The 23,986-nt window shown below is 68.3% G+C and carries 21 protein-coding genes; 9 read left to right on the top strand and 12 right to left on the bottom strand.

Annotated features, from left to right (window positions below; genetic code table 11):
- The first annotated feature begins 299 nt into the window (after positions 1-299).
- Genes hpnA through ASF27_RS04610 form a run of 6 tightly spaced genes read left to right on the top strand, consistent with a single transcriptional unit; the run spans position 300 to position 7,132 of the window.
- Positions 300-1,325, top strand: coding sequence for a hopanoid-associated sugar epimerase (gene hpnA / locus ASF27_RS04635; protein ID WP_056174866.1), 1,026 nt, complete (start codon positions 300-302; stop codon positions 1,323-1,325).
- Entirely contained in the window at positions 1,322-2,221 is a 900-nt protein-coding gene (hpnC, locus tag ASF27_RS04630) for a squalene synthase HpnC (protein ID WP_056358119.1), read from the top strand. The genes hpnA and hpnC overlap by 4 nt, the downstream gene beginning before the upstream one ends.
- Positions 2,218-3,066: a presqualene diphosphate synthase HpnD gene (gene hpnD, locus ASF27_RS04625; protein ID WP_056174862.1), complete on the top strand. Its 849-nt coding sequence runs from the start codon at positions 2,218-2,220 to the stop codon at positions 3,064-3,066. Before hpnC ends, hpnD begins: the two co-directional genes overlap by 4 nt.
- Positions 3,066-4,370 carry a hydroxysqualene dehydroxylase HpnE gene (hpnE, locus tag ASF27_RS04620; protein WP_056358116.1) on the top strand — a complete coding sequence of 435 codons (1,305 nt, stop codon included), beginning with the start codon at positions 3,066-3,068 and terminating at the stop codon, positions 4,368-4,370. Before hpnD ends, hpnE begins: the two co-directional genes overlap by 1 nt.
- 39 nt (positions 4,371-4,409) lie before the next feature.
- On the top strand, positions 4,410-6,407 hold the full coding sequence (shc, locus tag ASF27_RS04615) for a squalene--hopene cyclase (protein WP_056358113.1): 1,998 nt from the start codon (positions 4,410-4,412) through the stop codon (positions 6,405-6,407).
- A 56-nt stretch (positions 6,408-6,463) separates the two neighbouring features.
- Positions 6,464-7,132, top strand: coding sequence for a phosphorylase (locus ASF27_RS04610; protein WP_056358110.1), 669 nt, complete (start codon positions 6,464-6,466; stop codon positions 7,130-7,132).
- A gap of 103 nt (positions 7,133-7,235) precedes the next feature.
- Here the strand turns inward: ASF27_RS04610 and hpnH are convergent, their stop codons facing one another.
- Positions 7,236-8,399 carry an adenosyl-hopene transferase HpnH gene (gene hpnH, locus ASF27_RS04605; RefSeq protein WP_056174854.1) on the bottom strand — a complete coding sequence of 388 codons (1,164 nt, stop codon included), beginning with the start codon at positions 8,397-8,399 and terminating at the stop codon, positions 7,236-7,238.
- Positions 8,400-9,024: 625 nt separating this feature from the next.
- Between hpnH and ASF27_RS04600 the strand changes: the two genes are divergently transcribed.
- Together ASF27_RS04600 and ASF27_RS04595 are read left to right on the top strand one after the other, a co-directional pair.
- Positions 9,025-11,679 carry an MMPL family transporter gene (locus ASF27_RS04600; protein WP_056358107.1) on the top strand — a complete coding sequence of 885 codons (2,655 nt, stop codon included), beginning with the start codon at positions 9,025-9,027 and terminating at the stop codon, positions 11,677-11,679.
- Between the two features lie 158 nt (positions 11,680-11,837).
- Positions 11,838-12,104, top strand: a complete 267-nt coding sequence (locus ASF27_RS04595) for a type II toxin-antitoxin system prevent-host-death family antitoxin (RefSeq protein ID WP_056358104.1) — start codon at positions 11,838-11,840, stop codon at positions 12,102-12,104.
- A 394-nt stretch (positions 12,105-12,498) separates the two neighbouring features.
- Here the strand turns inward: ASF27_RS04595 and hpnK are convergent, their stop codons facing one another.
- From hpnK to ASF27_RS04565, 5 genes are all read right to left on the bottom strand, one after another.
- The gene (gene hpnK / locus ASF27_RS04585; RefSeq protein WP_056303535.1) at positions 12,499-13,341 is read right to left on the bottom strand and encodes a hopanoid biosynthesis-associated protein HpnK; all 843 of its coding nucleotides are present in this window, start codon (positions 13,339-13,341) and stop codon (positions 12,499-12,501) included.
- A 178-nt stretch (positions 13,342-13,519) separates the two neighbouring features.
- A complete protein-coding gene (hpnJ, locus tag ASF27_RS04580) occupies positions 13,520-14,953 on the bottom strand; it encodes a hopanoid biosynthesis associated radical SAM protein HpnJ (protein WP_056094321.1) in 1,434 nt (477 codons plus the stop codon).
- Between the two features lie 58 nt (positions 14,954-15,011).
- Positions 15,012-16,190 (bottom strand): bacteriohopanetetrol glucosamine biosynthesis glycosyltransferase HpnI, encoded by a 1,179-nt coding sequence (hpnI, locus tag ASF27_RS04575; RefSeq protein ID WP_056358102.1) that lies wholly within the window; start codon positions 16,188-16,190, stop codon positions 15,012-15,014.
- Between the two features lie 94 nt (positions 16,191-16,284).
- Positions 16,285-16,896 carry an ABC transporter substrate-binding protein gene (locus tag ASF27_RS04570; RefSeq protein ID WP_056303534.1) on the bottom strand — a complete coding sequence of 204 codons (612 nt, stop codon included), beginning with the start codon at positions 16,894-16,896 and terminating at the stop codon, positions 16,285-16,287.
- Entirely contained in the window at positions 16,887-17,987 is a 1,101-nt protein-coding gene (locus ASF27_RS04565; protein ID WP_056261831.1) for a flippase-like domain-containing protein, read from the bottom strand. Before ASF27_RS04565 ends, ASF27_RS04570 begins: the two co-directional genes overlap by 10 nt.
- A 208-nt stretch (positions 17,988-18,195) precedes the next feature.
- On the opposite strand from ASF27_RS04565, the gene ASF27_RS04560 reads away from it, so the two are divergent.
- A complete protein-coding gene (locus ASF27_RS04560) occupies positions 18,196-19,377 on the top strand; it encodes a hypothetical protein (protein WP_056358099.1) in 1,182 nt (393 codons plus the stop codon).
- Between the two features lie 103 nt (positions 19,378-19,480).
- On the opposite strand, the gene ASF27_RS04555 is transcribed toward ASF27_RS04560, so the two are convergent.
- From ASF27_RS04555 to ASF27_RS04530, 6 genes are all read right to left on the bottom strand, one after another.
- On the bottom strand, positions 19,481-19,681 hold the full coding sequence (locus ASF27_RS04555) for a hypothetical protein (protein WP_056303532.1): 201 nt from the start codon (positions 19,679-19,681) through the stop codon (positions 19,481-19,483).
- Between the two features lie 76 nt (positions 19,682-19,757).
- Positions 19,758-20,366: a glutathione S-transferase gene (locus ASF27_RS04550; RefSeq protein ID WP_056358155.1), complete on the bottom strand. Its 609-nt coding sequence runs from the start codon at positions 20,364-20,366 to the stop codon at positions 19,758-19,760.
- A gap of 30 nt (positions 20,367-20,396) precedes the next feature.
- On the bottom strand, positions 20,397-21,581 hold the full coding sequence (locus ASF27_RS04545) for a hypothetical protein (RefSeq protein WP_056358096.1): 1,185 nt from the start codon (positions 21,579-21,581) through the stop codon (positions 20,397-20,399).
- Between the two features lie 285 nt (positions 21,582-21,866).
- The gene (locus ASF27_RS04540) at positions 21,867-22,334 is read right to left on the bottom strand and encodes a response regulator (RefSeq protein WP_056358093.1); all 468 of its coding nucleotides are present in this window, start codon (positions 22,332-22,334) and stop codon (positions 21,867-21,869) included.
- Positions 22,335-22,506: 172 nt separating this feature from the next.
- Entirely contained in the window at positions 22,507-23,343 is an 837-nt protein-coding gene (locus ASF27_RS04535) for a dienelactone hydrolase family protein (protein WP_056175091.1), read from the bottom strand.
- Between the two features lie 108 nt (positions 23,344-23,451).
- Positions 23,452-23,958 carry a hypothetical protein gene (locus tag ASF27_RS04530; RefSeq protein WP_056358151.1) on the bottom strand — a complete coding sequence of 169 codons (507 nt, stop codon included), beginning with the start codon at positions 23,956-23,958 and terminating at the stop codon, positions 23,452-23,454.
- Positions 23,959-23,986 lie beyond the last annotated feature (28 nt).

The following is a 23,986-nucleotide window of genomic DNA, read 5'->3' as shown; positions in this document are numbered from 1 at the left end:
CTGCCCGACACCTACCAGGACCACAACTCCCCCGACGCCATGTACCGCGAGGCCGGCCTCGACGCCGAATCCATCGCCCGCACCGCCCGCGATACCCTCCCCGAGCGGAAGGCCGGATCGAGCCGCTTGCGCCTCGCCTGACTGGTCCCATCAGGCGCATCCGCGCGGGCCAGCCCCGTGCGGATGCGCCTGGGTGTGACCCGACTGCGCTTGTCGGAGGTCTATTTCGATGACAAAAGCGCCGGGTTCTGCGGTCCCAAACCCGCTGCGCCCCTTTTGCTTTTGAACCCGCGAGAGAAATGCCACAGGCGACCCCCACCGGCCCCTTCGATGCCGGCCCGGTTCTCATCACCGGTGCGAGCGGTTTCCTGGGCGCCGCCCTCGTGGACGTGTTCCGCAAGGCCGGATTTCGGGTGCGGATCATGGTGCGGGCCACATCGCCGCGCACCAATCTGACCTGGACCGACGTCGAGGTGGTCGAGGGCGACATGCGCGACCGGACGGCCGTCGCCGCCGCCTTGCAAGGCCAGCGATACCTCGTGCACGCGGCGGCGGATTACCGCCTGTGGGCGCCGAACCCCGAGGAGATCGTCGCGACCAACCGCGACGGCGCCGTGATCCTCATGGAAGAGGCCCTGCGGGCCGGCATCGAGCGCATCGTCTACACGTCGAGCGTCGCCACCATCAAACCGCACGACGACGGCACGCCCGCCGACGAGACCCGGCCCCTGACGCCCGGTACCGCCATCGGCGCCTACAAACGCAGCAAGGTGGTGTCCGAGCGCGTCGTCGAGGAGATGGCGGCGCGCAACGGCCTGCCCGTGGTCATCGTCAACCCGTCGACGCCCATCGGCCCCCGCGACGTGAAGCCGACGCCCACGGGCCGCATCATCTTGGAAGCGGCGCTCGGACGCATGCCCGCCTTCGTCGACACCGGCCTCAACCTCGCCCACGTGGACGATGTCGCCTACGGCCATCTGCTCGCGCTCCAGCGCGGACGGGTCGGCGAGCGCTACATCCTCGGCGGCGAGAATGTCCTGCTCTCGCAGATGCTCGCCGACATCGCCGGCATGGTCGGCCGCAAGGCGCCGACGGTGAACCTGCCGCGCGCCGTGGTCTACCCGATCGCGTTCGTCTCCGAGCAGATCGCCCGCTTCACCGGCAAGGCGCCGTTCGCCACCATCGACGGCATCAGGATGTCGCGCTACCGCATGTTCTTCACCGATGCGAAGGCGCGAGCCGAACTCGGCTACACCGCCCGCCCCTACCGCGAAGGCTTGTCCGACGCCATCGCGTGGTTCCGCCAGGAGGGACGCCTCAAGTGAGCGCCACCCTGCAGAACGCCACGGAGGCCCGCTCCGGCAAGGGCCACAAGGACGAGAACTTTCCCGTCGCGTCGCACCTGATCCACCCGAGGAACCGGGGCGCGATCCTGGCCTTCTACGATTTCGTGCGGGCCGGCGACGATGTCGCGGACCACACCACGCTGACGCCCGAGCGTAAGATCGAGCTGCTCGACGCGCTCGCCGACGCCCTCACGGGCAAGGGTCCGTCCGACCCCGAGGCCGAGCCCCTCAAGCGCGAACTTTTCGCGAGAGGCTTGCCGGCGACCCACGCGCTCGAACTCCTCGACGCCTTCCGCCTCGATGCGCGCAAGACCCGCTACGCCGATTGGGACGAGCTCATCGCCTATTGCCGACTCTCGGCCATGCCGGTGGGACGCTACGTCCTCGACGTGCACGGCGAGGATCCGTCCGTGGTCTGGGGGCCGTCCGACGCCATCTGCGCCGCGCTGCAGATCATCAATCACCTCCAGGATTGCGGGAAGGACTACACCCGCAACGACCGGGTCTACCTCCCGCGCGAAACCCTGGAGAAGCATGGCGTGACCGTCGAGGCACTGGGCGCCGCCAAGGCCTCGCCGGCGCTGCGCGCCGTCATCCGTGAATTGGCGACACGCACCATGGGGCTCCTGGACGAGGGCGCCGTGCTGCCCGACCTCATCGCGGACCTGCGCCTCAGCCTCGAGATCGCGGCGATCCACCGCCTCGCGGTCGTGCTGTGCCGGGGCCTGATGGAGCGTGATCCCCTGTCCGAGAAGGTCCATCACGGCAAGGCGGCGTTCGCCCTGACGGCGCTCGGCGGCATTGCCGCGACCCTGGCGCGGCGCCCCCTGCGCGGTCGGACCCTGCGTCGCCATGCGCTGGGGACACGCGCATGAGCGCCACCGCCACGCCCCTGCCCGAGACGGCGCCCGTCGAGGCCCTGCCGGCGAAATCTTCGTCGTTCTACACCGCCATGCGGCTACTGCCGAAGGAACGGCGCGAGGCGATGTATGCCGTCTACGCGTTCTGCCGCGCCGTGGACGATGTCGCCGATGACGGCGGTCCCGCCGAGATTCGCCGGGCTGAGCTCGACCGCTGGGCCGCCGACATCGACGCCCTCTATGCCGGACGGCCCGTGCCCCGGGTGCAGGACCTCGTGGTTCCGATCCGGCGCTACGGCCTGTTGCGGGCGGATTTCCACGCCGTCATCGACGGCATGGCCATGGACGCGTTCGAGGACATCGTCGCCCCCGACGAAGCCACCCTCGACCTCTACTGCGACCGGGTCGCCAGTGCCGTCGGCCGTCTCTCCGTACGCATCTTCGGTGTGGCCGAGGCCGAAGGCATCGCGCTCGCCCATCACGAGGGCCGCGCGCTCCAGCTCACCAACATCCTGCGCGACATCGACGAAGATGCCGAGCGCGGCCGCCTCTACCTCCCCCGCGAGAAGCTTTTCGCCATCGGCCTGACCGATCCGACGCCGCAGGCGGCCATCGACCATCCCCGCATCGGCGAAGTCTGTGCCGCCGTCGCGGAGGAGGCGAAGGAGCATTACCGCGAGACCTGGGCGATCATCGCCCGCTGCCCGCGCAAGGTCACCAAGGCGCCCCGTCTCATGGCGGCGGCCTACCGGCTCTACCTCGACGCCGTGCTGGCGCGCGGTTGGGCCAAGCCCCGCGCCCGGGTGAAGCCGGCCAAGGCCGCCCTCGTCGCCGTCGCCCTGCGTCACGGGATCGTCTGATGGCCGGTACCGTCCACGTCGTCGGCGCCGGGCTCGCCGGGCTCTCGGCCGCCGTCTCCCTGGTGGAGGCCGGACGCCGCGTGATCGTGCACGAGGCGGCCAAGCAGGCCGGCGGCCGTTGCCGCTCGTACTACGACCCGACCCTCGGTCTCACCATCGACAACGGCAACCACCTGCTCCTGTCGGGCAACACCTCGGCGCTGGGCTTCATGAAGACCATCGGCGCCCCGGCCGATGCCCTCTCGGGGCCGGCCGAAGCCGAGTTCCCCTTCGCCGACCTCAAGACCGGCGAGCGCTGGACCCTGCGCCCCAACGCCGGCCGGATCCCCTGGTGGGTGCTTGCAGCTTCGCGCCGGGTGCCGGGCACCAAGGCATCGGACTATCTCGCCCCCTTGCGCATCCTGAAGGCCGCCGCCGGCAAGGCGCCGGGCCAGGGCGGAACCATCGGCGAGGCCATGGCCTGCGAGGGCCTGCTCTACGACCGCTTGTGGCACCCGGTGCTCATCGCGGCCCTCAACACCGAGCCGAAGGAGAGCGACGTCGGCCTCGCCGCCACGATCCTGCGCGAGACCCTCGGGGCCGGAGGTGCTGCGAGCCGTCCCCTCGTGGCGGTGGCCGGGCTCTCGGCGGCGTTCGTCGATCCGGCTGTGGCCTATCTAGCACGGTACGGCGCCGAAATGCGGTTCGGGCATCGCCTGCGCTCGCTGACGTTCGGCGAGGCCGGGGTCACCGAACTCGTGTTCGGCGACGAGACCCTCGTTCTCGGCGCCGATGATTCGGTCGTGGTCGCCCTGCCACCCTGGGTGGCGGCGGACCTGATTCCGGGGTTGGCCGCGCCGCAGGCCTACCGCTCCATCGTCAACGCGCATTTCGCTGTGGTTCCGCCCGCGAACGCACCGTTACTGCTCGGCGTGGTGAATGGACTGACGGAGTGGCTGTTCGCCTATCCGGATCGTCTATCCGTGACCATCAGCGGCGCCGATCGCCTCCTCGACGTGCCGCGGGAAGACTTGGGTCGACAAATCTGGGCCGAAGTCTCGACTTTGTGCGGACTTGCGCCAGAACTGCCAAGCTGGCAGATCGTCAAGGAGAAGCGGGCGACCTTCGCGGCGACGCCTGCCGAGGCCGCGCGCCGATCCGGCGCCCAGACGGCCCACCGCAATTGCGTCCTGGCAGGCGATTGGACCGCGACCGGTCTGCCATCGACGATCGAAGGCGCGATCCGGTCGGGAACGACCGCCGCGCACGCACTCGCACGCCCGGCGGGCGAGTGTGCACGGGCACGCGCGTGCGGCGCGGCCTGAGGTATGGCGGCGGCTTTGAAGGCCGGTGAGGCGAGGACGATGCGAGAGGCATTCAAGAAGGTCGAGGCGCTGCAGCGCCCCAAGACGCAGGAGATCTCCATCGAGGATGTGGAGCGCGGCATCACGCGCGCGACGCACGCTCTCGCGGCTCTCTCCCACGCCGACGGGCACCTGTGCTTCGAGCTCGAGGCCGACGCGACGATTCCGTCCGAATACATCATGTTCCACCAGTTCCGCGCGACCGAGATCGTGCCGGGCCTGGAGGCTAAGATCGGCAACTACCTGCGCCGCACGCAAGGCAAGCACGGGGGCTGGTCCCTGGTCCACGATGGGCCGTTCGACATGAGCGCGAGCGTCAAGGCCTACTACGCCCTCAAGTTCACGGGCGATTCCATCGAGGCGCCGCACATGCGCCGTGCGCGCGAGGCGATCCTGTCGCGCGGCGGGGCCGCCAATTCCAACGTCTTCACCCGCTTCCTGCTGGCCCTGTTCGGGCAGGTGCCGTGGCGCGCCGTGCCGGTGATGCCCGTGGAGATCATGCACCTCCCGAAGTGGTTCCCGTTCCACCTCGACAAGGTGTCCTACTGGGCGCGCTGCGTGATCGTGCCCCTGCTGGTGCTTCAGGCCAAGAAGCCCTTGGCCAAGAACCCGCGCGGCCTCGGCGTGCCGGAACTGTTCGTGACGCCGCCCGAGCACGTCCGTCACTGGCCCGGCAGCCCGCACGCGACCTGGCCCTGGACGCCCATCTTCGGGGCCATCGACCGGGTGCTGCAAGTCACCCAGGCGCATTTCCCGAAGAAGCGCCGCCAGCGCGCCATCGACAAGGCCGAGGCCTGGGTCAGCGAGCGCCTCAACGGCGAAGACGGCCTCGGCGCCATCTTCCCCGCCATGGTCAACACCGTGCTGATGTACGACGTGCTCGGCTATCCCGCCGACCACCCGCTGGTGATGATCGCCTGCGAGGCCATCGAGAAGCTCGTGGTGGTCAAGGAGCACGAGGCCTACGTGCAGCCCTGCCTGTCCCCGGTGTGGGATACGGCGCTGGCCGGCCATGCCCTGCTGGAAGCCGGCGGCCCCGAGGCCGAGCGGCAGGCCCGCCGCGGCCTCGACTGGCTCAAGCCCCTTCAGGTCCTCGACATCAAGGGCGATTGGGCGGCGGGCCGCCCGAACGTGCGTCCCGGCGGCTGGGCGTTCCAGTACGCCAATCCCCACTTCCCCGACCTCGACGACACCGCCGTCGTGGTGATGGCCATGGACCGGGCCACCCGTCAGCACGGGCTGGTCGCCGACGTGCCCGACTACGCCAATGCCATTGCGCGGGCCCGCGAATGGGTCGAGGGCCTGCAGTCGAGCGACGGTGGCTGGGCGGCGTTCGACGCCGACAACAACCATCATTACCTCAACCACATCCCGTTCTCGGATCACGGCGCCCTGCTCGACCCGCCCACCGCCGACGTCACCGCCCGCGTCGTCTCGATGCTGGCCCAGCTCGGCGAGACCCGCGACAGCTCGAAGGCCCTCGACCGCGGCGTCTCCTACCTCCTCGCCGACCAGGAAGAGGACGGTTCGTGGTACGGCCGCTGGGGCATGAACTTCATCTACGGCACCTGGTCGGTGCTGTGCGCCCTCAATGCCGCCGCCGTCGATCCGGCGAGCCCCGAGATCCGCAAGGCCGTGGCCTGGCTCATCCGCATCCAGAACCCGGATGGCGGCTGGGGCGAAGACGCATCGTCCTACAAGATCGATCCGGCCTTCGAGCCGGGCTACTCCACGGCCTCGCAGACGGCCTGGGCGTTGCTCGCCCTCATGGCGGCGGGCGAGGCCGACGATCCGGCGGTGGTGCGTGGCATCAACTACCTGACCCGGACGCAAGGGGCCGACGGCTTCTGGTCCGAGGAGCGCTACACCGCCACCGGCTTCCCGCGGGTGTTCTACCTGCGCTACCACGGCTACCCGAAGTTCTTCCCGCTCTGGGCCATGGCGCGCTTCCGCAATCTGAAGCAGTCCAACACCCGGACGGTCGCGTTCGGAATGTAGGGGCGCGCCCGCCCCTACCCGCTCCGGGGAGGGCCGGCTTGGTGTCTGGAAATCCGATGCTCCCCGTCCTCGCCGTCACCGGCCTCGCCAAGGAAGCGCGTCTTGCCGCCGGACCGGGGGTGATCGCCATCGGGGCGGGCGGCGACCCGCGGCGCCTGCGCGCCCTCCTCGAAGTCCGAGTGCCGCCGGGATGCCGCGCGGTGGTCAGCATCGGCATCGCCGGAGGACTCGCGCCCGACCTCGCGGCGGGGGATGTGGTTGTCGCCACCGAGATTGTGGCGGGTGACCGAAGCTATCCAGCCGACAGAGCCGTGGCCGATGCGCTGATGGCCCGGCTCGCGGCGTTGGGCTCCGTCCTGGCGGCCGTCGCCGGCGTGGAAACGGCGATCCTCGCTCCTGCCGACAAGGCCAGCCTCCACGCCCGTACCGGGGCTGTCGCCGTCGATATGGAATCGCACGTCGCCGCCGCCTTCGCGGCCCGGCATGGCCTGCCCTTCGCGGCGATCCGCGTGATCTGCGATCCGGCCAAACGGGCGATCCCGGCCTTCGCGGCGCAGGCGCTGAAACCGAACGGCGAGCCCGACATCGTCGCGGTGCTCATGGCGATCCTGCGCGATCCACGCCAGATCGGCCCCCTCATGCACCTCGCCCGCGATTCCGGGCGGGCCTTCGCGGTCCTGAAGCGGTGCCGGCCCCTGCTCGGTGCGAGCCTCGGCGTACCGTAGGACGAACGGATTTCGGACAACGAAAAGCCCCGCGACACAAAGATGTCGCGGGGCTTTTCGTTCGGGATCGTTCGGCGCCGGACTCTGCCGGCGCCGAGGCGGCTCAGGCCGCCGTGCGGTTGCGGGCTTCGCGCTTGGTGTCGACGCCGGAGGCTTTGATCTCGGACAGCTTCTGGGCGACGTTGCGCGAGAACACGAACTCGGCCGGGCGCTGCTTGTCGAGATTGATCTCGGGGGCCATCTCGCCCTCGGTCTTGATCCCGCGGATCGCTTGGATGAGCGGCTTCCAGGGCTTGCGCACCGAATCCACCACCGAGGACGCCTCGTAGCCCGAATGGACCATGCAGTCGGCGCACTTTTCGTAGTTGCCGGTGCCGTAGGAATCCCAGTCGGTCTCCTCCATCAGTTCCTTGAAGGTCGCCGTGTAACCCTCGCCGAGCAGGTAGCAGGGCTTCTGCCAGCCGAAAACGGTGCGGGTCGGGTTGCCCCAGGGCGTGCAATGGTAGGTCTGGTTGCCGGCCAGGAAGTCGAGGAACAGGCCCGACTGCTGGAAGGCCCACTTCTGGCGGCCCTTCTCCTTGCCGGCGCGGAACACGCCGCGGAACAGATCCTTCGTCGCCTTGCGGTTCAGGAAGTGCTGCTGGTCGGGCGCACGCTCGTAGGCGTAGCCGGGCGAGACCGTGATGCCGTCGATGCCCATCTTCGTCACGCTGTCGAAGAAGTCGGCGATCTTGTCCGAGGACGAGTTGTTGAAGAAGGTGCAGTTGATGGTGACGCGGAAGCCCATCTCCTTCGCCTTGGCGATGGCGGCCACGGCCTTGTCGTAGACGCCGCGCTGGCACACCGAGCCGTCGTGCATCTCCTTGTCGCCGTCGAGATGGATCGACCAGGTGAAGTATGGGCTGGGCTTGTACTCCTTGATCTTCTTCTCGAGGAGCAACGCGTTCGTGCACACGATCGCGAACTTCTTCTGGGCGATGATGCCCTCGACGATCTGCGGCAGGTCCTTGTGCAGGAGCGGCTCGCCGCCGGCGATGACCACCATGGGGGCGCCGCACTCGCGCACGGACTCGAGGGCATCCGCCACCGGCAGGCGCTTGTTCAGGATCTCGTCCGGGTAATCGATCTTGCCGCAACCGGCGCAGGCGAGATTGCAGCGGAACAGCGGCTCCATCATCATCACGAGCGGGTAGCGCTTGCGGCCGGTGAGGTGCTGTTTCAGGATGTAGCCGCCAATCTTCGCGACGTACCGGAGGGGAATACCCAAGACGTGGCTCCTTGTTGCTGGCCCCGATGTATCGGGCTGCTTAGCGTGAAAAAAATCGGAATTCCAGCGACCTAGATTGGAACCAATCCGAAACGACGCACAACCGACCTCGACCGTGCGGGTTTCCGCGACCCTGGGATAATCCGGCCACAGGGCCGGGGATCGGCGTGCAGTGGGCGTTGGTGACGGGACGGCCAGCCGGAACCCCCAGCCGCCGTGATGGTGGAAGACAAGCCCCCGGATCGTGAGTTTTCTGAGGCGAGGCGTCGTACCGACCGGCGCTTCTTCCTGACGGCGCTGGACTACCGACCTGCATGCCACGCATGCCGTGAAGCCGATTCCGCCTCCGAAAGCCCGGACCTTCGCAAAACATGGGATGCGTTGCATTCTGGACGCAGGACCCTTACTGAGCCAAGCGTCAGGATCGGCGCGTCGCGCGCGGTTTCGTCGTATCGAAGCCGTCGGCCGACCGCCGCCGGGAGGGTGTTCGCATTCGTGGATCGTGCCGATTGGTGATACCCGACGGTCGGACATGGCGCGATCCGCGTGTTCCGGCTCCACGGCCGGTGGCCACAGACCCCGCCGGCCCCGCCCGGACCACATCGCATAAGCAGGCAGGATACCCGTGATCGAACGGCTCGTCGCGTTTTCCGTCCAGCGCCGCTGGCTGGTCATAGCCCTGGTCGCCCTCGCCACCGCCGCGAGCGCCGGCATGGCCGCCCACCTATTCCGCATCAACACCGATGTGGAGCGGCTGATCGACAAGGACGTCCCCTGGCGCCAGGACGAGATCGCCTACGAGAAGGCGTTCCCGCAGCGGACCGGAACCCTCGTGGCGGTCATCGACGGGAAATCGCCCGAGGAGGCCGAGGAGGCGGCGGCCAATCTCGCCAAGGCCCTGGCCGAGCGCAAGGACACCATCGAGTCCGTCTACCGCCCGGACGGCGGGCCGTTCTACGAGAAGAACGGCTTCCTGCTCATGTCGCAGGAGGAACTGACCAAGACCACCGAGCAGCTCGTCCAGCAGCAGGGCCTGCTCGGGCCGCTCGCCGCCGACCCGTCCCTGCGCGGCATCATGCGGGTGCTCAGCCTCGGGGCGAAGGGCGTCAAGAGCGGCGACGCCAAGGTCGAGGACCTCGACCGGCCGATGGCCCAGATCGACGCGACTTTGCGCAAGGTCCTGGCCGGCGAGCCGGCGCGCCTATCGTGGCAGACGCTCCTGTCCAACGGCAAGCTGCACAGCACCGACCTGCGCAAGTTCGTGATGATCCAGCCGGTGCTGGACTATAACGCCCTTCAGCCCGGCGCCACGGCGACGGCGGTCGTCCGCAAGATCGCGGCGGATCTCAAGATCAACAATGGCGAGTACGAGGTCGGCGGTGGCGCCCGCATGCGCCTGACCGGCCCCGTGGCCGTGGCCGACGATGAGTTCGCGACGCTCGCCGAGGACGCGTTCCTCAACTACAGCGTCACCACCGGCGCCATCGTGCTGTTCGTCTGGCTCGCCCTGCGCTCCGCCTCCCTGGTGGGCGCGGTGCTCATCACCACCTTTGCCGGCCTCATCGTCACGGCGGCCCTCGGGCTGCTGATGGTGGGCGAGCTGAACCCGATCTCGGTCGCCTTCGCCGCCCTCTTCGTGGGGCTCGGAATCGATTTCGGCATCCAGTTTGCCGTCCGTTACCGAGCGGACCGGTTCGAGCAGCCGGACCTGCCCTCGGCCCTGAGTGCCGCCGCGCGCGGCGTCGGCTGGTCCCTGACACTGGCCGCCATCTCGCTCATCGCCGGCTTCTTCGCCTTCCTGCCCACCGCCTTCCGGGGCGTGTCCGAACTCGGCCTCATCGCCGGCGTCGGCATGATCGTCGCCTACCTGTTCTCGCTCACCCTGCTGCCGGCGCTCATCGCCGTGTTCAAGCCGAAGACCGAGGCGAAGGCCGTCGAGACCGCCTGGATGGCGGGGGTCGACCACTGGATCATCGAGCACCGCAAGGCCGTCCTCATCGGCGTCGGCCTCGTGACCGTGGCGGGCATTCCCCTGCTGTTCAAGCTGCCGTTCGATTCCAATCCGATGCACCTGCGCAGCCCGAAGGTGGAATCGATCGCCACCTATCTCGATCTAATCAAGGACCCGGAGACGAGCCCGAACCTCATCGACGTCCTCGCCCCCTCCCCCGAGGCGGTGCCGGAGATCGCCGCGAAGCTGCGCAAGCTGCCGTCCGTCGCCAAGGTCATCGACATCGACACCTTCGTGCCCCGCGACCAGGACGCGAAGCTCGCCGTCATCGCCGATACGGCCCAGCTTCTCGGTCCGGCCTTGAACCCGGGCCGCAAGCCGCCGCCGCCCACGGACGCCGACAACGTCAAGGCGATCAGGGACACGGCCGTTGCCCTGCGGACGCTCACGGCCGCCAAGACCGCCGGTGCCCTCGCAACCACCCTCGATGCCCTGGCGGCGGCGCCCGTCGCCAAGCGCGAGGCCGCCAGCGTCGCCCTGACCACGGACCTCAAGACCTTGCTGACGCGTCTGGGCGGTCTGCTGAACCCCCAGAAGATCACCCTGGCCAACCTGCCGCCCAAGCTGAAGGCGGAGTGGGTCACGGCGGACGGGCGTTCGCGGATCGAGGTCCACCCGAGCGGAGACGCCAACGACAACGTCGTCCTGCGTCGCTTCGCCAAGGAGGTGCAGACCGTGGCGCCTCACGCAACGGGCGCGCCAGTCGCCACCACCTCGTCGAGCTACACCATCCTGGGGGCCTTCGTGCAGGCGGCGCTGACCGCCCTGGTGCTCATCTTCATCATCCTGTCGGTGGCCCTGCGCAAACCCTGGGATGTGGCGATGACCCTCGGGCCCCTGGTGCTCGCGACCCTGTGGACCCTGATGGCGCTGCATATCGTCGGCATGCCGCTGAACTTCGCTAACATCATCGCCATGCCGCTGATGCTCGCCGTGGGTGTGGCTTTCCACATCTACTACGTCATCGCCTGGCGGGCGGGCGTCGCCGACATGCTGGCGTCCAGCCTGACCCGGGCGATCTTCTTCTCTGCGCTGACCACCGGCACGGCGTTCGGCTCCCTCGTGCTGTCGAGCCATCCCGGCACGGCCAGCATGGGCAAGCTGCTGGCCCTGTCGCTGTTCTTCACCTTGGTGGCGGCGTTCTTCGTGGTTCCGGCCTTCCTCGGCCCGCCGCCGAAGCAGCCCGCCCCGAAGCGCCCCGAAGGCGACGCCGCCGTGCCGCCGGACCTGAAAGCCCGGCGCCCGGCCGAGGCTGTGGCGGCGAAGTAAGGCCCGCCTTCCTTCCCGGAACGACGAACGGGCGCGGATCGGATCCGTGCCCGTTTTGCGTACGTGGACGCGACCCACGAAGACCGACACTGGACGCTATTTCAGGACTGGCGTACGCATTCTCAGGTTGTGAGCAGTCATGGGAGCGCTTGTCCCACATGATCGTCTCAATCGACGACGTGAAGGACCGGGCTTCGGAGTTAGCCGAGCGCGTCGATGGCGGCGACGTGATCGTCGTCACACGGAACGGCACGCCGGTCTTCGATCTCGTACCGCATAAGAAGCGAACCGGGGGAATCGACCTCGCCGCGGGCGAGGCATTCCTGCGCGAGCACGGAATTCGTCGCACTGTCGGGTTCATCCCGGGCGATTTCGACGACCCTTGGCCGAAAGACTTCCTGCTTCGACCGCTTCCGCTGCCGTGAGACTGATCCTCGACAGTCACATCCTACTCGCCATCTTCCTCGGACGGTTGCATCAGGTCAGCTACTCCTTTGCGGAATGCCTGAGACAACCCGAGACCTTGCGTTCGCAAGTGTCGCGAGTTTATGGGGGATTGCGATCAAGACGGGGCTGGGGAAGCTCGACCCCGACCTTCCGCTTGAGAGTCTGCCGCTCTTCTACGAAGCCCTCGGCATCGCACGTCTTCCCGTCAGTGCGGCGCATGCTCTGGCCTGCATCGACCCCGTTCCGCCGACGCGCGACCCCTTCGATCGGATGCTGCTCGCACAGTGTCATGTCGAGTCGTGCCGCTTGGCGACCGTCGATCACGCCCTGCGCGACCACCCCCTCGCTGCCCGCTTTCCGTGAGGCGGCGACCTATGAGGTGAAATCCGAGAAGCCACCGCGGATCGCCCCGGAGGCCGCCAAGGCCGCCAGAACAGCCGGCGCGATCAAGGCATCGCGCTCGGCCGCGTAGGCGTAGCCGGGCGCCTCGCCGGGAAACCCGCCACCGGTGGCGGGATGGGTGTAGAGTTCCGTGAGACCATCGGGCAGATGGGCCAGGAGACCGGCGACGCGCTCCGGCGTCATGGAGCCGGACCAGGCGAGCCCCAGGGTCCGGTCGGGAATCAGCAGCCCGGCCTGACGCGCGCGCACGGCCAGCAGCGCCGCCCACGGCGCACTGTCGAGGGCGGGCTTCGGGTCGGCGCCCGGCTCGGCAGCGCGCAGCATCGCGCGTGGCTCGCGCGGCACGCGGATCGCCCGCATGTCGAAGCGGCGGCCGATGGACAGCACCGCGCCGGCGATGAGCGGGTGGACGTGGAAGTGCTTGTGGGCGTTGACGTGGTCCAGGAGCAGGCCCGTCGCCCGGTAGGCCTCGAACTGGGCCGTGATCTCGGCCGCGAGTTGACGCCGCGCCGAGGGCTTCAGGGCGAGGTCGAGGCCGAGCCGGCCCATATCGCTGCGGATGAGGCCGTCCGGGCCGACGAGATCGGGCAGGCTGGCCGCCGGCAGGGTCGGCCACGCCTCGACCATCACCAGGTGCAACCCGACCCGGAGCGTGGGCAGGCGCCGGGCGCGAGCCACGGCATCGGCAGCGGCGGGCGCGCCGACCATCAGGCTCGCGGCCGTGAGGATGCCCTCGCGATGGGCCTGCTCGACGGCCTCGTTGACCGCGAGGCTCAAGCCGAAATCGTCGGCCGTCACGACGAGACGCTTCACGAAAACTCCCAACGACGGGGTTTCGAGAGGGCAAGCCCTCTCGCGGGTCCAGGGCGGAGCCCTGGAAGGAGGAAGAGCGGGGCTCCGCCCTCGACCCGCCGGGGCCTTGGCCCCGAACCCGGGAACGCGAACGGCCGGGCTTTGGGCCCGGCCGCGATCGGTCGATGACCTGAGCTGCTTACGCGGCCTTGGCGGTGCCCTGACGCTCCTTGAGGAAGCGGTAGAACTCGACGCCTTCGCGCAGGCGGCGCTTCATCATGTCGGGTGAGCGGACCATCTCGGAGACGATGGAGGCGATCTTCGGAGCGCGGAAGTAGAACTTCCGGTAGAACTCCTCCACCGCCGCGAAGATCTCGGAATGCGACAGGTGGGGGTAGTGCAGCGGCGCGATCTGCACGCCGTTCTCGTCGACGAGCTCAGCATTGGCGATGTCGAGCCAGCCGTTCTCCACCGCCTGCTTGTACAGGAAGGTACCTGGGTAGGGGGCGGCCAGGGACGCCTGGATGGTGTGCGGGTTGATGCGCTTGGCGAACGCGATGGTCTCCTGGATCGTCTCGCGGGTCTCGCCGGGCAGACCGACGATGAAGGTGCCGTGGATGGCGATGCCGAGGTCGTGGCAATCCTTGGTGAACTTCTCGGCCACCTCGACGCGCATGCCCTTCTTGATGTTGTTCAGGATCTGCTGGTTGCCGGACTCGTAGCCGACGAGGAGCAGACGCAGGCCGTTCTCCTTGAGGACCTTCAGGGTCTCGCGCGGCACGTTCGCCTTGGCGTTGCACGACCAGGTCACGCCCAACTTGCCCAATTCGCGCGCGATTTCTTCAGCACGAGGAAGATTGTCGGTGAAGGTGTCGTCGTCGAAGAAGAACTCCTTCGTCTGCGGGAACTCCTTCAGGCAGTACTTGATCTCCTCGATCACGTGCGCGACCGAGCGGGTGCGGTAGGTGTGGCCGCCGACGGTCTGCGGCCAGAGGCAGAAGGTGCAGCGGCTCTTGCAGCCACGGCCGGAATAGAACGAGATGTAGGGGTGCTTCAGGTACCCGATGAAGTACTTCTCCATCTGCAGGTCGCGCTTGTACACGCTCGTGACGAAGGGCAGCTGATCCATGTCCGTCATGATCTCGCGATCGACGTTGTGGATCACGACACCGTTGGCGTCCCTGTAGGACAGGCCCTTGATCTCCGACATCGGGGTGCCGTCGGCGACTTCCTTGACGGTGAAGTCGAACTCGTTGCGGGCGCAGAAATCGATGCACGGGGCCTGGGCCATGGCGCCGGCGGCGTCGACCGCGACCTTGGCGCCGATGAGGCCGGCGATGAGCTTCGGGTTGGCGGCTTTCAGCGCCTCGACGGTCTTCACGTCGGACTTGAACGACGGCACCGAGGTGTGGAGCACCACGAGGTCGAAGTCGTTGGCCTGAGCCACGATCTCGGCGAGCTTGATGTTGTGCGGCGGCGCGTCGATGAGCTTCGAGTTCGGCACCAGGGCCGCCGGCTGGGCGAGCCAGGTCGGGTACCAGAACGACTTGATCTCGCGCTTGGCCTGGTAGCGGGAGCCGGCGCCGCCGTCGAAGCCGTCGAAGGTGGGAGCCTGCAGGAAGAGGGTGCGCATGGGGTTCAAGGCCTCAGCGAGAAAGGAACGGGGGCGGGCGGGAAGCTAGAAGCGAAGATCAGAGCGAGGATGCACCAGCATCGTGGCCGAGGCTTCGCTCGGGGATCAGTGTGCCATCCGCAACCACCCGATAATCGTGGCCCTTCCATGTCACCGCACCCGAGACGAAGCTCCAGGCGAAGTTCATGAACGAGAGGATGTCGCGGATCGGCAACAGCCAGTACGGGTGCGACGCGAGCCCGAAGGCCCGCTCGAGGCGCACGCACAGGACGATGCGGCATGCGAGCGCCAGGGCGGCGACCACCAGGGCGTTGGTGCCCGCCCCCGGGATCAGCGCGCCCATGAGGGCGAGCGGGAAGGCGTGGGTGACGATGGAGCCGGCGTAGCCCGCCGGATCGACGTTGCGGATGGTTCGGTTCCAGCGGAGCTCGTGGCTCCACAGGCCGGAGAGATCGGTGTCGACGCAGGTGTGGCCGATGGTGAAGGTCGGGATCGCCACGAGGCCGCCGCCGGCGCGCAGGGCTTCGCCGATGGCGTAATCGTCGGCGAGATCGTCCCGGAACGTCTCGAACCCGCCGATCTCGGCGAGCGCCTTCGCCGTGAAGGCGATGGTGGAGCCGAAGCAGGGCTTCGCGAGCCCGAGGGAGGTGCCCATCACCACGTTGGGCAGGAACTGCACGTCGATGGCCAGCGCCGACAGGTGGGCCCAGATGCCCCGGTGCGCCGGCACCCCGTGATAGAGGCAGGTGACGCCGTTGACGCCGGGCTGGCCCAGCTCGGCGACGATGCGGGCGAGGTAATCCGGCTTCACCACCATGTCGCTGTCGGCCAGCACCACTACGCTATGGGCGATCTCGCCCGACATGTTGATGAGGTTCGAGACCTTGCGGTTGGAGCCGTGCTGGCGCGCGTCGACGACGAGGTCGAGGCGCAGGGCAGGATAGGCTTGCGCCAGGCGGCGCACCACGGGGATGGCTGGGTCGGCGGCATTCTGGACGCCGAACACCACCTGCACGGGGCCGGCATAGGCCTGCTGGCAGAAAGTCTCGAGGTTCTCGTAGAGGTTCGGCTCCATGCCGCAGAGCGGCTTGAGGATCGTCACCGACGGCGCCGCGCCCACGAGGACGGGCGCCGGGCGCCGGGCGAACCGGCCGGCGAGAGCCGCGGCGGCCAGACCGTAGAGGCAGCCCGCGAGCGCGAGTAGCAGCAACAGGTGCGAGAGCCAGATCAATTCCATGGGGGCATCGCTCGGTCACGGGGCTCGTGAGAGTGCCGCGAGGGGGCGGCGCGAAGATCGGGACGTCGGTGGTGAGACCGGCTGTGGCCGGACTCTAAGGCGCCGGTTTGACGGTGAGCATGCCGGCCGTGCGTTCGCGTAGGAATTTCAGCAGCCCGTCGGCACCGCCCGCCTTGAGGGGGTCGGCGAAGCTGCCGCGCAGGGATGCGACCTCGCTGACGTTGCCGTTGAGATAGACGTCCTGGATGCGGTTGCCCGGTCCGACGAGGTAATCGACCTGGGACGAATCACCATCGGCGTTGGCGGCCTCGCTCTGGACCAGCCGGTTCGCGCCGCGCGCCTCGCTCTCGGGCTTCACCGTGAAGGTCCCGCCGGCGGCCTGCCGAAGTCGGGTGGCGTAGGTGGCGATGAAATACTGGGCGAAGGCTTCGGTCAGGGCACCCTGCTGCTCGGGGGTGAATCCGTTCCATTTCGGGCCGACGGCGACACGCACAATGGCGGGAAAATCCATGCGTTCGGTGAGCGTCGGGCCGATGGCGGCGGCCCGGGTGCGGACGTCGCCGGGGCCGTCCTTGAGGGCGCTCTCGAAGCTGCCGTAGAGAGTGCGGACGGCACCCACTGCCAAGTCGTCGGCCGCCTGTGCGGGCGCGCCGAGCGACAGCAGGGCGGCGACGAGGCTGGCGCGGAGAACGGGGATCAGGCGCACTTCTTCAGCTCCCCCAGTTCGCCGTCTACGGGGCGCAGAAGCGTGGTGCCGCGATCGTTGCCGTAGGGAACGCCCATGGGAGCGGTCTGGGGCGGAGCGTGACGGGCCGGCAACGCTTCGCCGCTCTCCGGAGCCGGTCCGGCCTTGCCCTCGAGGGCGTGCCACGCGAGGAGGCCAGGAACTCCGACGAGGAGGTCGGCAAGGCGCTTGACGAGGGAGAGGGCCAGTGCCGCCTCGGCCGGGATGCCGAAGATGGCGCAGAGCGCGATGAGGCCGCCCTCCTGAGCACCCAGCGCCCCGGGCACGGCGAAGGCCGCGCCGCGCACCGCCTGCGCCAGGCTCTCGATCACCACCGCTTCGAAGAAGCTCACGGGATAGCCCATGAAATGCAGGCAGACGTAGACCTCGATGGTGCCGATGAGCCAGCCGACGAGGTGGATGCCGATGCCGCCCGCGACCCGGCCGTGATTTCCGTAGAGACGCTTCAGGGCATCGTAGAGCACGTCGATGGCGCCGAGCGCGCGCCACTCGCGCGAGCCGGCGAAGCGGCTGACCAGCCCCTGGATCACCTTGTGACCGCTGCGGCGCTGGATGAGATAGAACGCGGCGAGCGCCGGTGCGGCGACGGCGAGGCCGCCGGCCACGGTGCGGACGATGGGCCCGTCTCCGGCGAGCCAGGCGAGCAGGGCGACGCCGGCCACGGTGAACAGGAACTGCGTGACCGCCTGGGTCATCAGATCGACGAACATGCTGGCCCCGGCGACGCCCCCCGAGACGCCACGCTTGGTCAAGAGCCGGGCAGCGACGAAGTCGCCCCCGACCTGCGCCACGGGCAGCAGGGTGTTGATGCCCTCGCGCACGAAGCGAAGGACAACGCTGTCGCGCAGGGACGGACGTTCGAAGCGCGGGAAGATCACGAACCAGCCGAAGCCCGCCCAGGCGACGGCCACGGCGCGCGCGAGCACGACGACGAGGGCGCCCCATCCGGCGCTGACCACGGCGGCCGCAACGTCTTCGAGGCCCGAGGACAGGAACAGACCGACGACGGTGCAGAGACCAACGATCAGGGCCAAGGTCGTCAAACGCTTCATGGTCCCCTTTCGGACGTCGGTTCGGCCGATCTCTGCTGAAATCCCGCCGTGTTTCCGGGTCAGAAGACCGCCGGAAGCGATGAACGTCATCGGAAGTTGCAGCTTTGGGAACCGTTGTCTATCACCCGATAGACACAGTGCGGACCAAAGCGGCAGGGGGGCGCAGCCCCGAAAATCACCCGCAGGACGCGCGACAGGGGTACGGATCATGGACCGCGAATCACACATCACGACGGGCGAGGCCGTCGATCAGGACGGTCGTGGCGACCGCTATGCCACCGCCGGTCTCGGCATGCCGGGAACGCCGAAGCCGTCCTCGCCGGTGATGGCCTGGAACGAGTGGGACCCCCTGGAGGAGGTCATCGTCGGAAGCCTCGACAGTGCGACCATTCCGACACACCACCTGACGGTGATCTTCAACCTGCCGCGGGCCGCCCAGCCGTTCTACCGCTTCGCGTCCGGCTTCCGCTATCCGAAGTTCATGAAGAAGCTCGCCCAGCAGGAGCTCGACAACTTCATCTCGATCCTCGCCGGCGAGGGCGTGAAGATCCGCCGCCCCGACAGCATCGACTTCTCGAAGAAGTTCCGCGCGCCGCGCTGGTCCTCGCGCGGCTTCTGCGTCGCGTGTCCGCGCGACCCGTACCTCGTGATCGGCGACGAGATCATCGAGAGCCCGATGTGCTGGCGCTCGCGCTACTTCGAGGGCGATGCCTACCGCGCGCTCTTCAAGGAATATTTTCGCAATGGGGCGCGCTGGACCTCGGCTCCCCGCCCGCAATTGACCGACGAACTGTACAACTACGATTATCGGGTGCCGAACCTGAAGGCCGGCGAGCCGATGCAGTTCACTGTGAACGAGTTCGAGCCGGTGTTCGACGCCGCCGACTTCGTCCGCTGCGGCCGCGACCTGTTCGTGACCCGCTCCAACGTCACCAACCTCATGGGCATCGAGTGGCTGCGCCGCCACCTCGGTCCGGGTTTCCGCATCCACGAGATCGAGAGCCGCTGCCCGCAGCCGATGCACATCGACTCCTCGTTCATGCCGCTCGCACCCGGTAAGGTGCTGGTGAACCCGGACTACATCGACGTCGAGAAGCTGCCGGCCGTGCTCAAGACGTGGGACATCCTGATCGCGCCGCGCCCCGATCCCGTCGAGGGCTTCATGAGCAAGATCTCCATGTGCTCGCCCTGGACCTCGATCAACGTGCTCGCCATTGACGAGAAGAAGATCGTCGTCGACCAGAGCCAGCCGACGCTGATCAAGGCGCTCAAGGATTGGGGATTCGATCCGATCCCGGCGCCGTTCCTGTCCTACGGCCCGTTCGGCGGCTCGTTCCACTGCGCCACCCTCGACGTGCGCCGCCGCGGGACCTTGAAGTCCTACTTCTAGGATCGACGACTCGAGTTGGACGTGCGACCGCGTCGCGCGTCCAACTCGCGCTCGAGCGACCGGCGATCGGGCGACCGGCTCGGGTTGCGCCCGATCGGACGGGTCAGGCGATCCGGGGTCGGACGGTCCGCGACCAGACCGTCACGGCGGCGGCCGCGGCGAGCCCATACTGCAGCATGCCGTTCTCGGCGAGGTCCGTCGGCGCCACCTGCCACTGCAGGGCCAGCCGCGTCAGGGCGTTGAGCGCGATCAGGCCGAGGCAGAACACCAGGGCTGCCAGGAGGGTGGCGAGGAAATCGGGCATGGCGATTCGTCCGGTGGACCCGGATGCTGCTTCGCAAGGCTTGCGCCAGGAACTCCCCGTGCCGTGACGCCGGGGGTCAGGCCGCCGGCGGTCGTGTCGCCTGCATGGACGCGCGCGCGTCGAAGCCTTCGAACCAGGCGGCGAGGGCCGGACTGCGCCGGCGCCAAGCCAGATCCGGGAAGCGCAGATCGAGGTAGCCCAGCCCGCAGGCGACCGCGATGGTGCCGATATCGACGCGGTCGGCCAGGGCCGCGACGCCGGTCTCGAACGTATCCAGCGCGCTCTCGATCTTGGCCGTCTGTCCGGCGATCCACGCGCTCGAACGTTCGCCCTCCTCTCGTACGGTCAGTTCGTAGCGGATGAGCAGCGCGGCATCGAGGAGGCCGTCCGCCGTGGACTGGTCGTTGAGGGCCGACCACCGTGCCGGGCCGGGCGCGGGGAACATGCCGCCGCCCAGCGCATCGAGGTACTCGCAGATCACGCGGCTGTCGGCGATGGCGTGACCATCGTCGGCGATCAGGGTCGGGACCTGGGCCAGGGGGTGCAGCGCGAGGATATTGGTGTCCCGCTTCGTCGGGTGGGCGGCACTGGGTAGGAGTTCGATGCGCTCGGCGAGGCCGAGTTCATGGGCGACGACCATGACCTTCCGCACGAACGGCGAGAAATGCGAATGGAAGAGCTTCATCGAGGCCACCGGTGCGAGATCGTGCGGGACTCAGGGCCGGCGGGGTGCCGGCTTGGCGCGCGCCGCTGCCGCCGGAGCGGCGACGGGGGCCGGATGTGGTGTCAGCCGCGGCGTTTCCATGACGAGACGCTTGACCGGCCAGCCGTCGGCCCAACGCTCCATGTCGCTGAACCGCGGGTTGCTCTTCAAGGTTTGTGCATCGGCGCCGTTGAAGGCCGCCGCGGCCGCAAGATCGAAGGTCTTCCAGTACGCGAGATAGTCCAGGCTGTCCGTCCGGGCGTTGTTGATCTGCGCGACCAGGGTGGTTTGCTCGCCCGTGAGCGCCATGTCCGGCGTCCACTTGAACGGAGGGGCCGGCTGCTTCGGGTCGCGCGGCGGATCGGGGGGCAGCTTCAGGGCGCCGCCGTCATAGGCGGCGTCCGCACCCGCCGGGGAGGCCAGGGTCGCGGTGAGGGCGGGGAATCCGTGATCGTCCGACAGGGCGCGCAGGAACAGCTTGCGCTCGGGTGTCACGGCGCTCGCCTCCCGCAGGAGGCGACGCGCCGCGAGATCCGCCGCGCGGGCATCGCGATCGCCGATCACGGTGACCACGAGGGTTTCGGGCGCGATCTTCGAGAGATCATGCAGGACGATGCCGCGTGCCTTGGCGTCGCTGGCGATGCCACCCGGCATGATCGCGAAGACGAGACGCGGGGTGGGGAGGCCCTGACCGGCCGCGTCGGCTGCGATGTTGGCGGCGATGGGTGCCCCGGCGAGATGGCCGATGAGGGCGATGCGCTTCTCGTCCGGCTTGGCGTCGGCATCGCCGGCGAGGTCCGACAGCGCAGACTTGATCAGGCGGGCCGCATTGGCGGAAGCGTCGGCCGGTCGCGTCCGATTGATCTCCTGGAAGCGTGGGAACACCACGAGGTAGCCGGCGCGAGCGAGGTGATCGATCCAAGAGCCGTAGGCCTGCGGGTTCGGTGCGCCCCAGGCGTGGAGGAAGATGGCCACGGGCCGCCCTTCGGCAGGCGCGACCCCGGCCTTGTGGAAGACGAACGTCGCGGCGCTGGCCCGGCCGAGGGCCCGCTTGACGATGGTGGCCGTGCGATCACCGACGCTGCCCGGCCCCTCCATCGGCTGCACCGGCGGAGCAGCGGCCGACGCGGGATTGGATAGGGCAGCAAGGCTGCACAAGCAGGCGGCGATGAGGCCGGGGCGGACATTCAGGCGCATGGCGTGCTCGACGGGCGAATTCGGAACGGCAGCGGACCGCTGGTCGAGACATAGCAGATCGCGGGATGCGTGCGACGCTGGGGCAAAACCTCCCACCGAGTGCGGCATTCCCGCCGCACTCGGTGGGGTATCCGAACTCGTCGAGCCGGATCGGGCAAATCTAGACAGGCGATTCTAGACCCGAAGATCGTCACGGCCGGCGGTGAACCGCGATGCCTCGCCTCGAATCCGATGCACGAGTGAGGATCTGTCCTCACGCCACCGACCCGGACGATCCGTATGTCCTCAAGTTTCCACTTTACCGACGATGATCTTGGTCTCGGGCCAGCCGAGTCCGATGACGTCGGGCCCGGTCTGCGTCTCGGCGGACCGACCGGCCGCCTCCTGCACCCAGGCGAGAATGTCTTCGGCGCGCCATGGTTTCGGAATGAAGGTCGCGGACATCCGCAGATCGCTCGGCTGGTCGCCGGCGTCGCCCGACGTGAGAAGCACGCGCACCCGGGGCCAGGTGACCCCGATGATACGAGCCAACTCGAACCCCCCGATAGGACCCGGAGTCCGCACATCCGAGAACACCACGCTGACTTCGTTGCCGCGATCCTGGAGAATCGCCAGGGCGCGCTCGGCGGTCTCGGCTTCGATCACCCGGAAACCGGTCTCTTCCAGCATCTCGGCCGCGAGGTAGCGCTCGTCGGGTTCGTCCTCGACGACGAGGATGACGGGGCGTGCGTCCGACGGAGGTGCAGCACTCATGGGTCCGGAACGCTCTTCAAGCCAGGATGGCGGGCCGATCCTCGTATTGCCAGAACTGTGAACTACCCGGTGAATGTGTCGTTCCTGCGGGCGTCGAACAGGGCGCTTTTTTGGTCGATGCAGCAACTGTGCCGCACTTCCCGTCAATCACGTCGCACAGCCTCTGCAGTCGTCACACGCCTCTCGCCTTGAAAAACGCCAGAGCGCGCGTCCATCCATCCTCCGCAGGCTCGCGGCGATAGCTTGGCCGGTAATCGGCGTGAAAGCCGTGCGGGGCGTCCGGGTAGACCACGAGATCGACGGATTTGCCCGCCGCCCGGGCCTTGTCGCGCGCTGCCTCGGCGGAGGCGACGGGAATCCCCGTATCCGCGCCGCCGTAGAGGGCGAGGATCGGCGCGTTGATCTCTCCCGCGACATCGTCCGCCGTGCGGGGTTGCAGGGCCGTACGCTCACCGCCGAGCGCGCCGTACCAGGCCACACCGGCCTTCAGGTCGCGGCGATGGGCGGCGTAGAGCCAGACACCGCGCCCACCCCGACACCAGCCCATCGTCGCGAGTCGTGACGCGTCGCCGTTCGACGCCGCGACGGCCCAGGCGGCGGAGGCATCGAGATCAGCGATCCATTGTGCGTCGGGCGTCTTCGAGATCACGTCCCGAACGATCACCTTGACGTCCGTCATGGTCGAGAGATCGCCCTGACGCGCGTACAATTCGGGCGCCACCGCACAGTAGCCGGCCTTTGCCAGGCGCCGGCAGATATCCTTGATGTAATCGTGGACGCCGAAGATCTCCTCGATGACGAGGATGACCGGAAACGGTCCCTGTCCTTCCGGCATGGCGCGATAGCCCGGCATCGGGCCGTCGCCTGCGGGGATCTGGACCTCGCCCGCCACGAGACCGCTTGCGTCCGTATGGATCACCTGCGCCTCGACGGCGGTGGTCGCGAGGGTGAGCCCGGAGATCAGGCTCGTCATCACGAAGCCACGCCGGGAGAAGGGCGGCGTCAGCATGCCTTCGAGGCCGCTTGCAATGCCGGTTCCGCCTGCGCGATCCTGTTTCATGCTGTTCTCCAGTCCTCGACCCCCATCTAGGGCCAAGTGACCGGAGAGCAACGTGCTTCAGTAAGCGGCGCGTTGGGGGGAGGCTTCGACCGCGCGATACGGCACCGGCGTACCGTTCCGTCGGTGCCCGCCGCGGATCTCGGGCGAAACGCTCCGCTTGCGCGCATCCGCCTGCTTGTTGCGCGTATCCACCTGCTTGCGGCCCTTGGGGCGGAGCACATCGCCGAGGGCCACGAAATCGTCGGCTGTTTTCGTGGGACCCTGGCCGGCCTTCAGACCGAAGCCGGTCGCAAAGGAGGCAATGAGACCCGCGTCCCGGGGGATCTCGAAGGCGCTGAGCGCCGCGAGGAACGCTTCACGGAACGGAAGGGCTCGGCACCAGCTCTTTTCCGAAAGGTGAAGCGGCCATTCCCACAGGTCGCCCCGACGCATGCCGAGCACATCGCGGGCGATGAAATAACCGCTGGGGCGATGCTCCAGTCCTTCCGGCGAAACGCTCCATTCGGCGTTCTCGAACGGGGCTTCGGCGGTGACGCGGGTCTCGTCCAGATGCCGGCTGATCATGATGTCCCCCATCGGCGCCACGCGAATC

Source organism: Methylobacterium sp. Leaf102, assembly GCF_001422425.1.
Lineage (GTDB): Bacteria > Pseudomonadota > Alphaproteobacteria > Rhizobiales > Beijerinckiaceae > Methylobacterium.
Note: the sequence above shows the minus strand (reverse complement) of the source record. Positions and strands in the feature narration are given on the sequence as shown.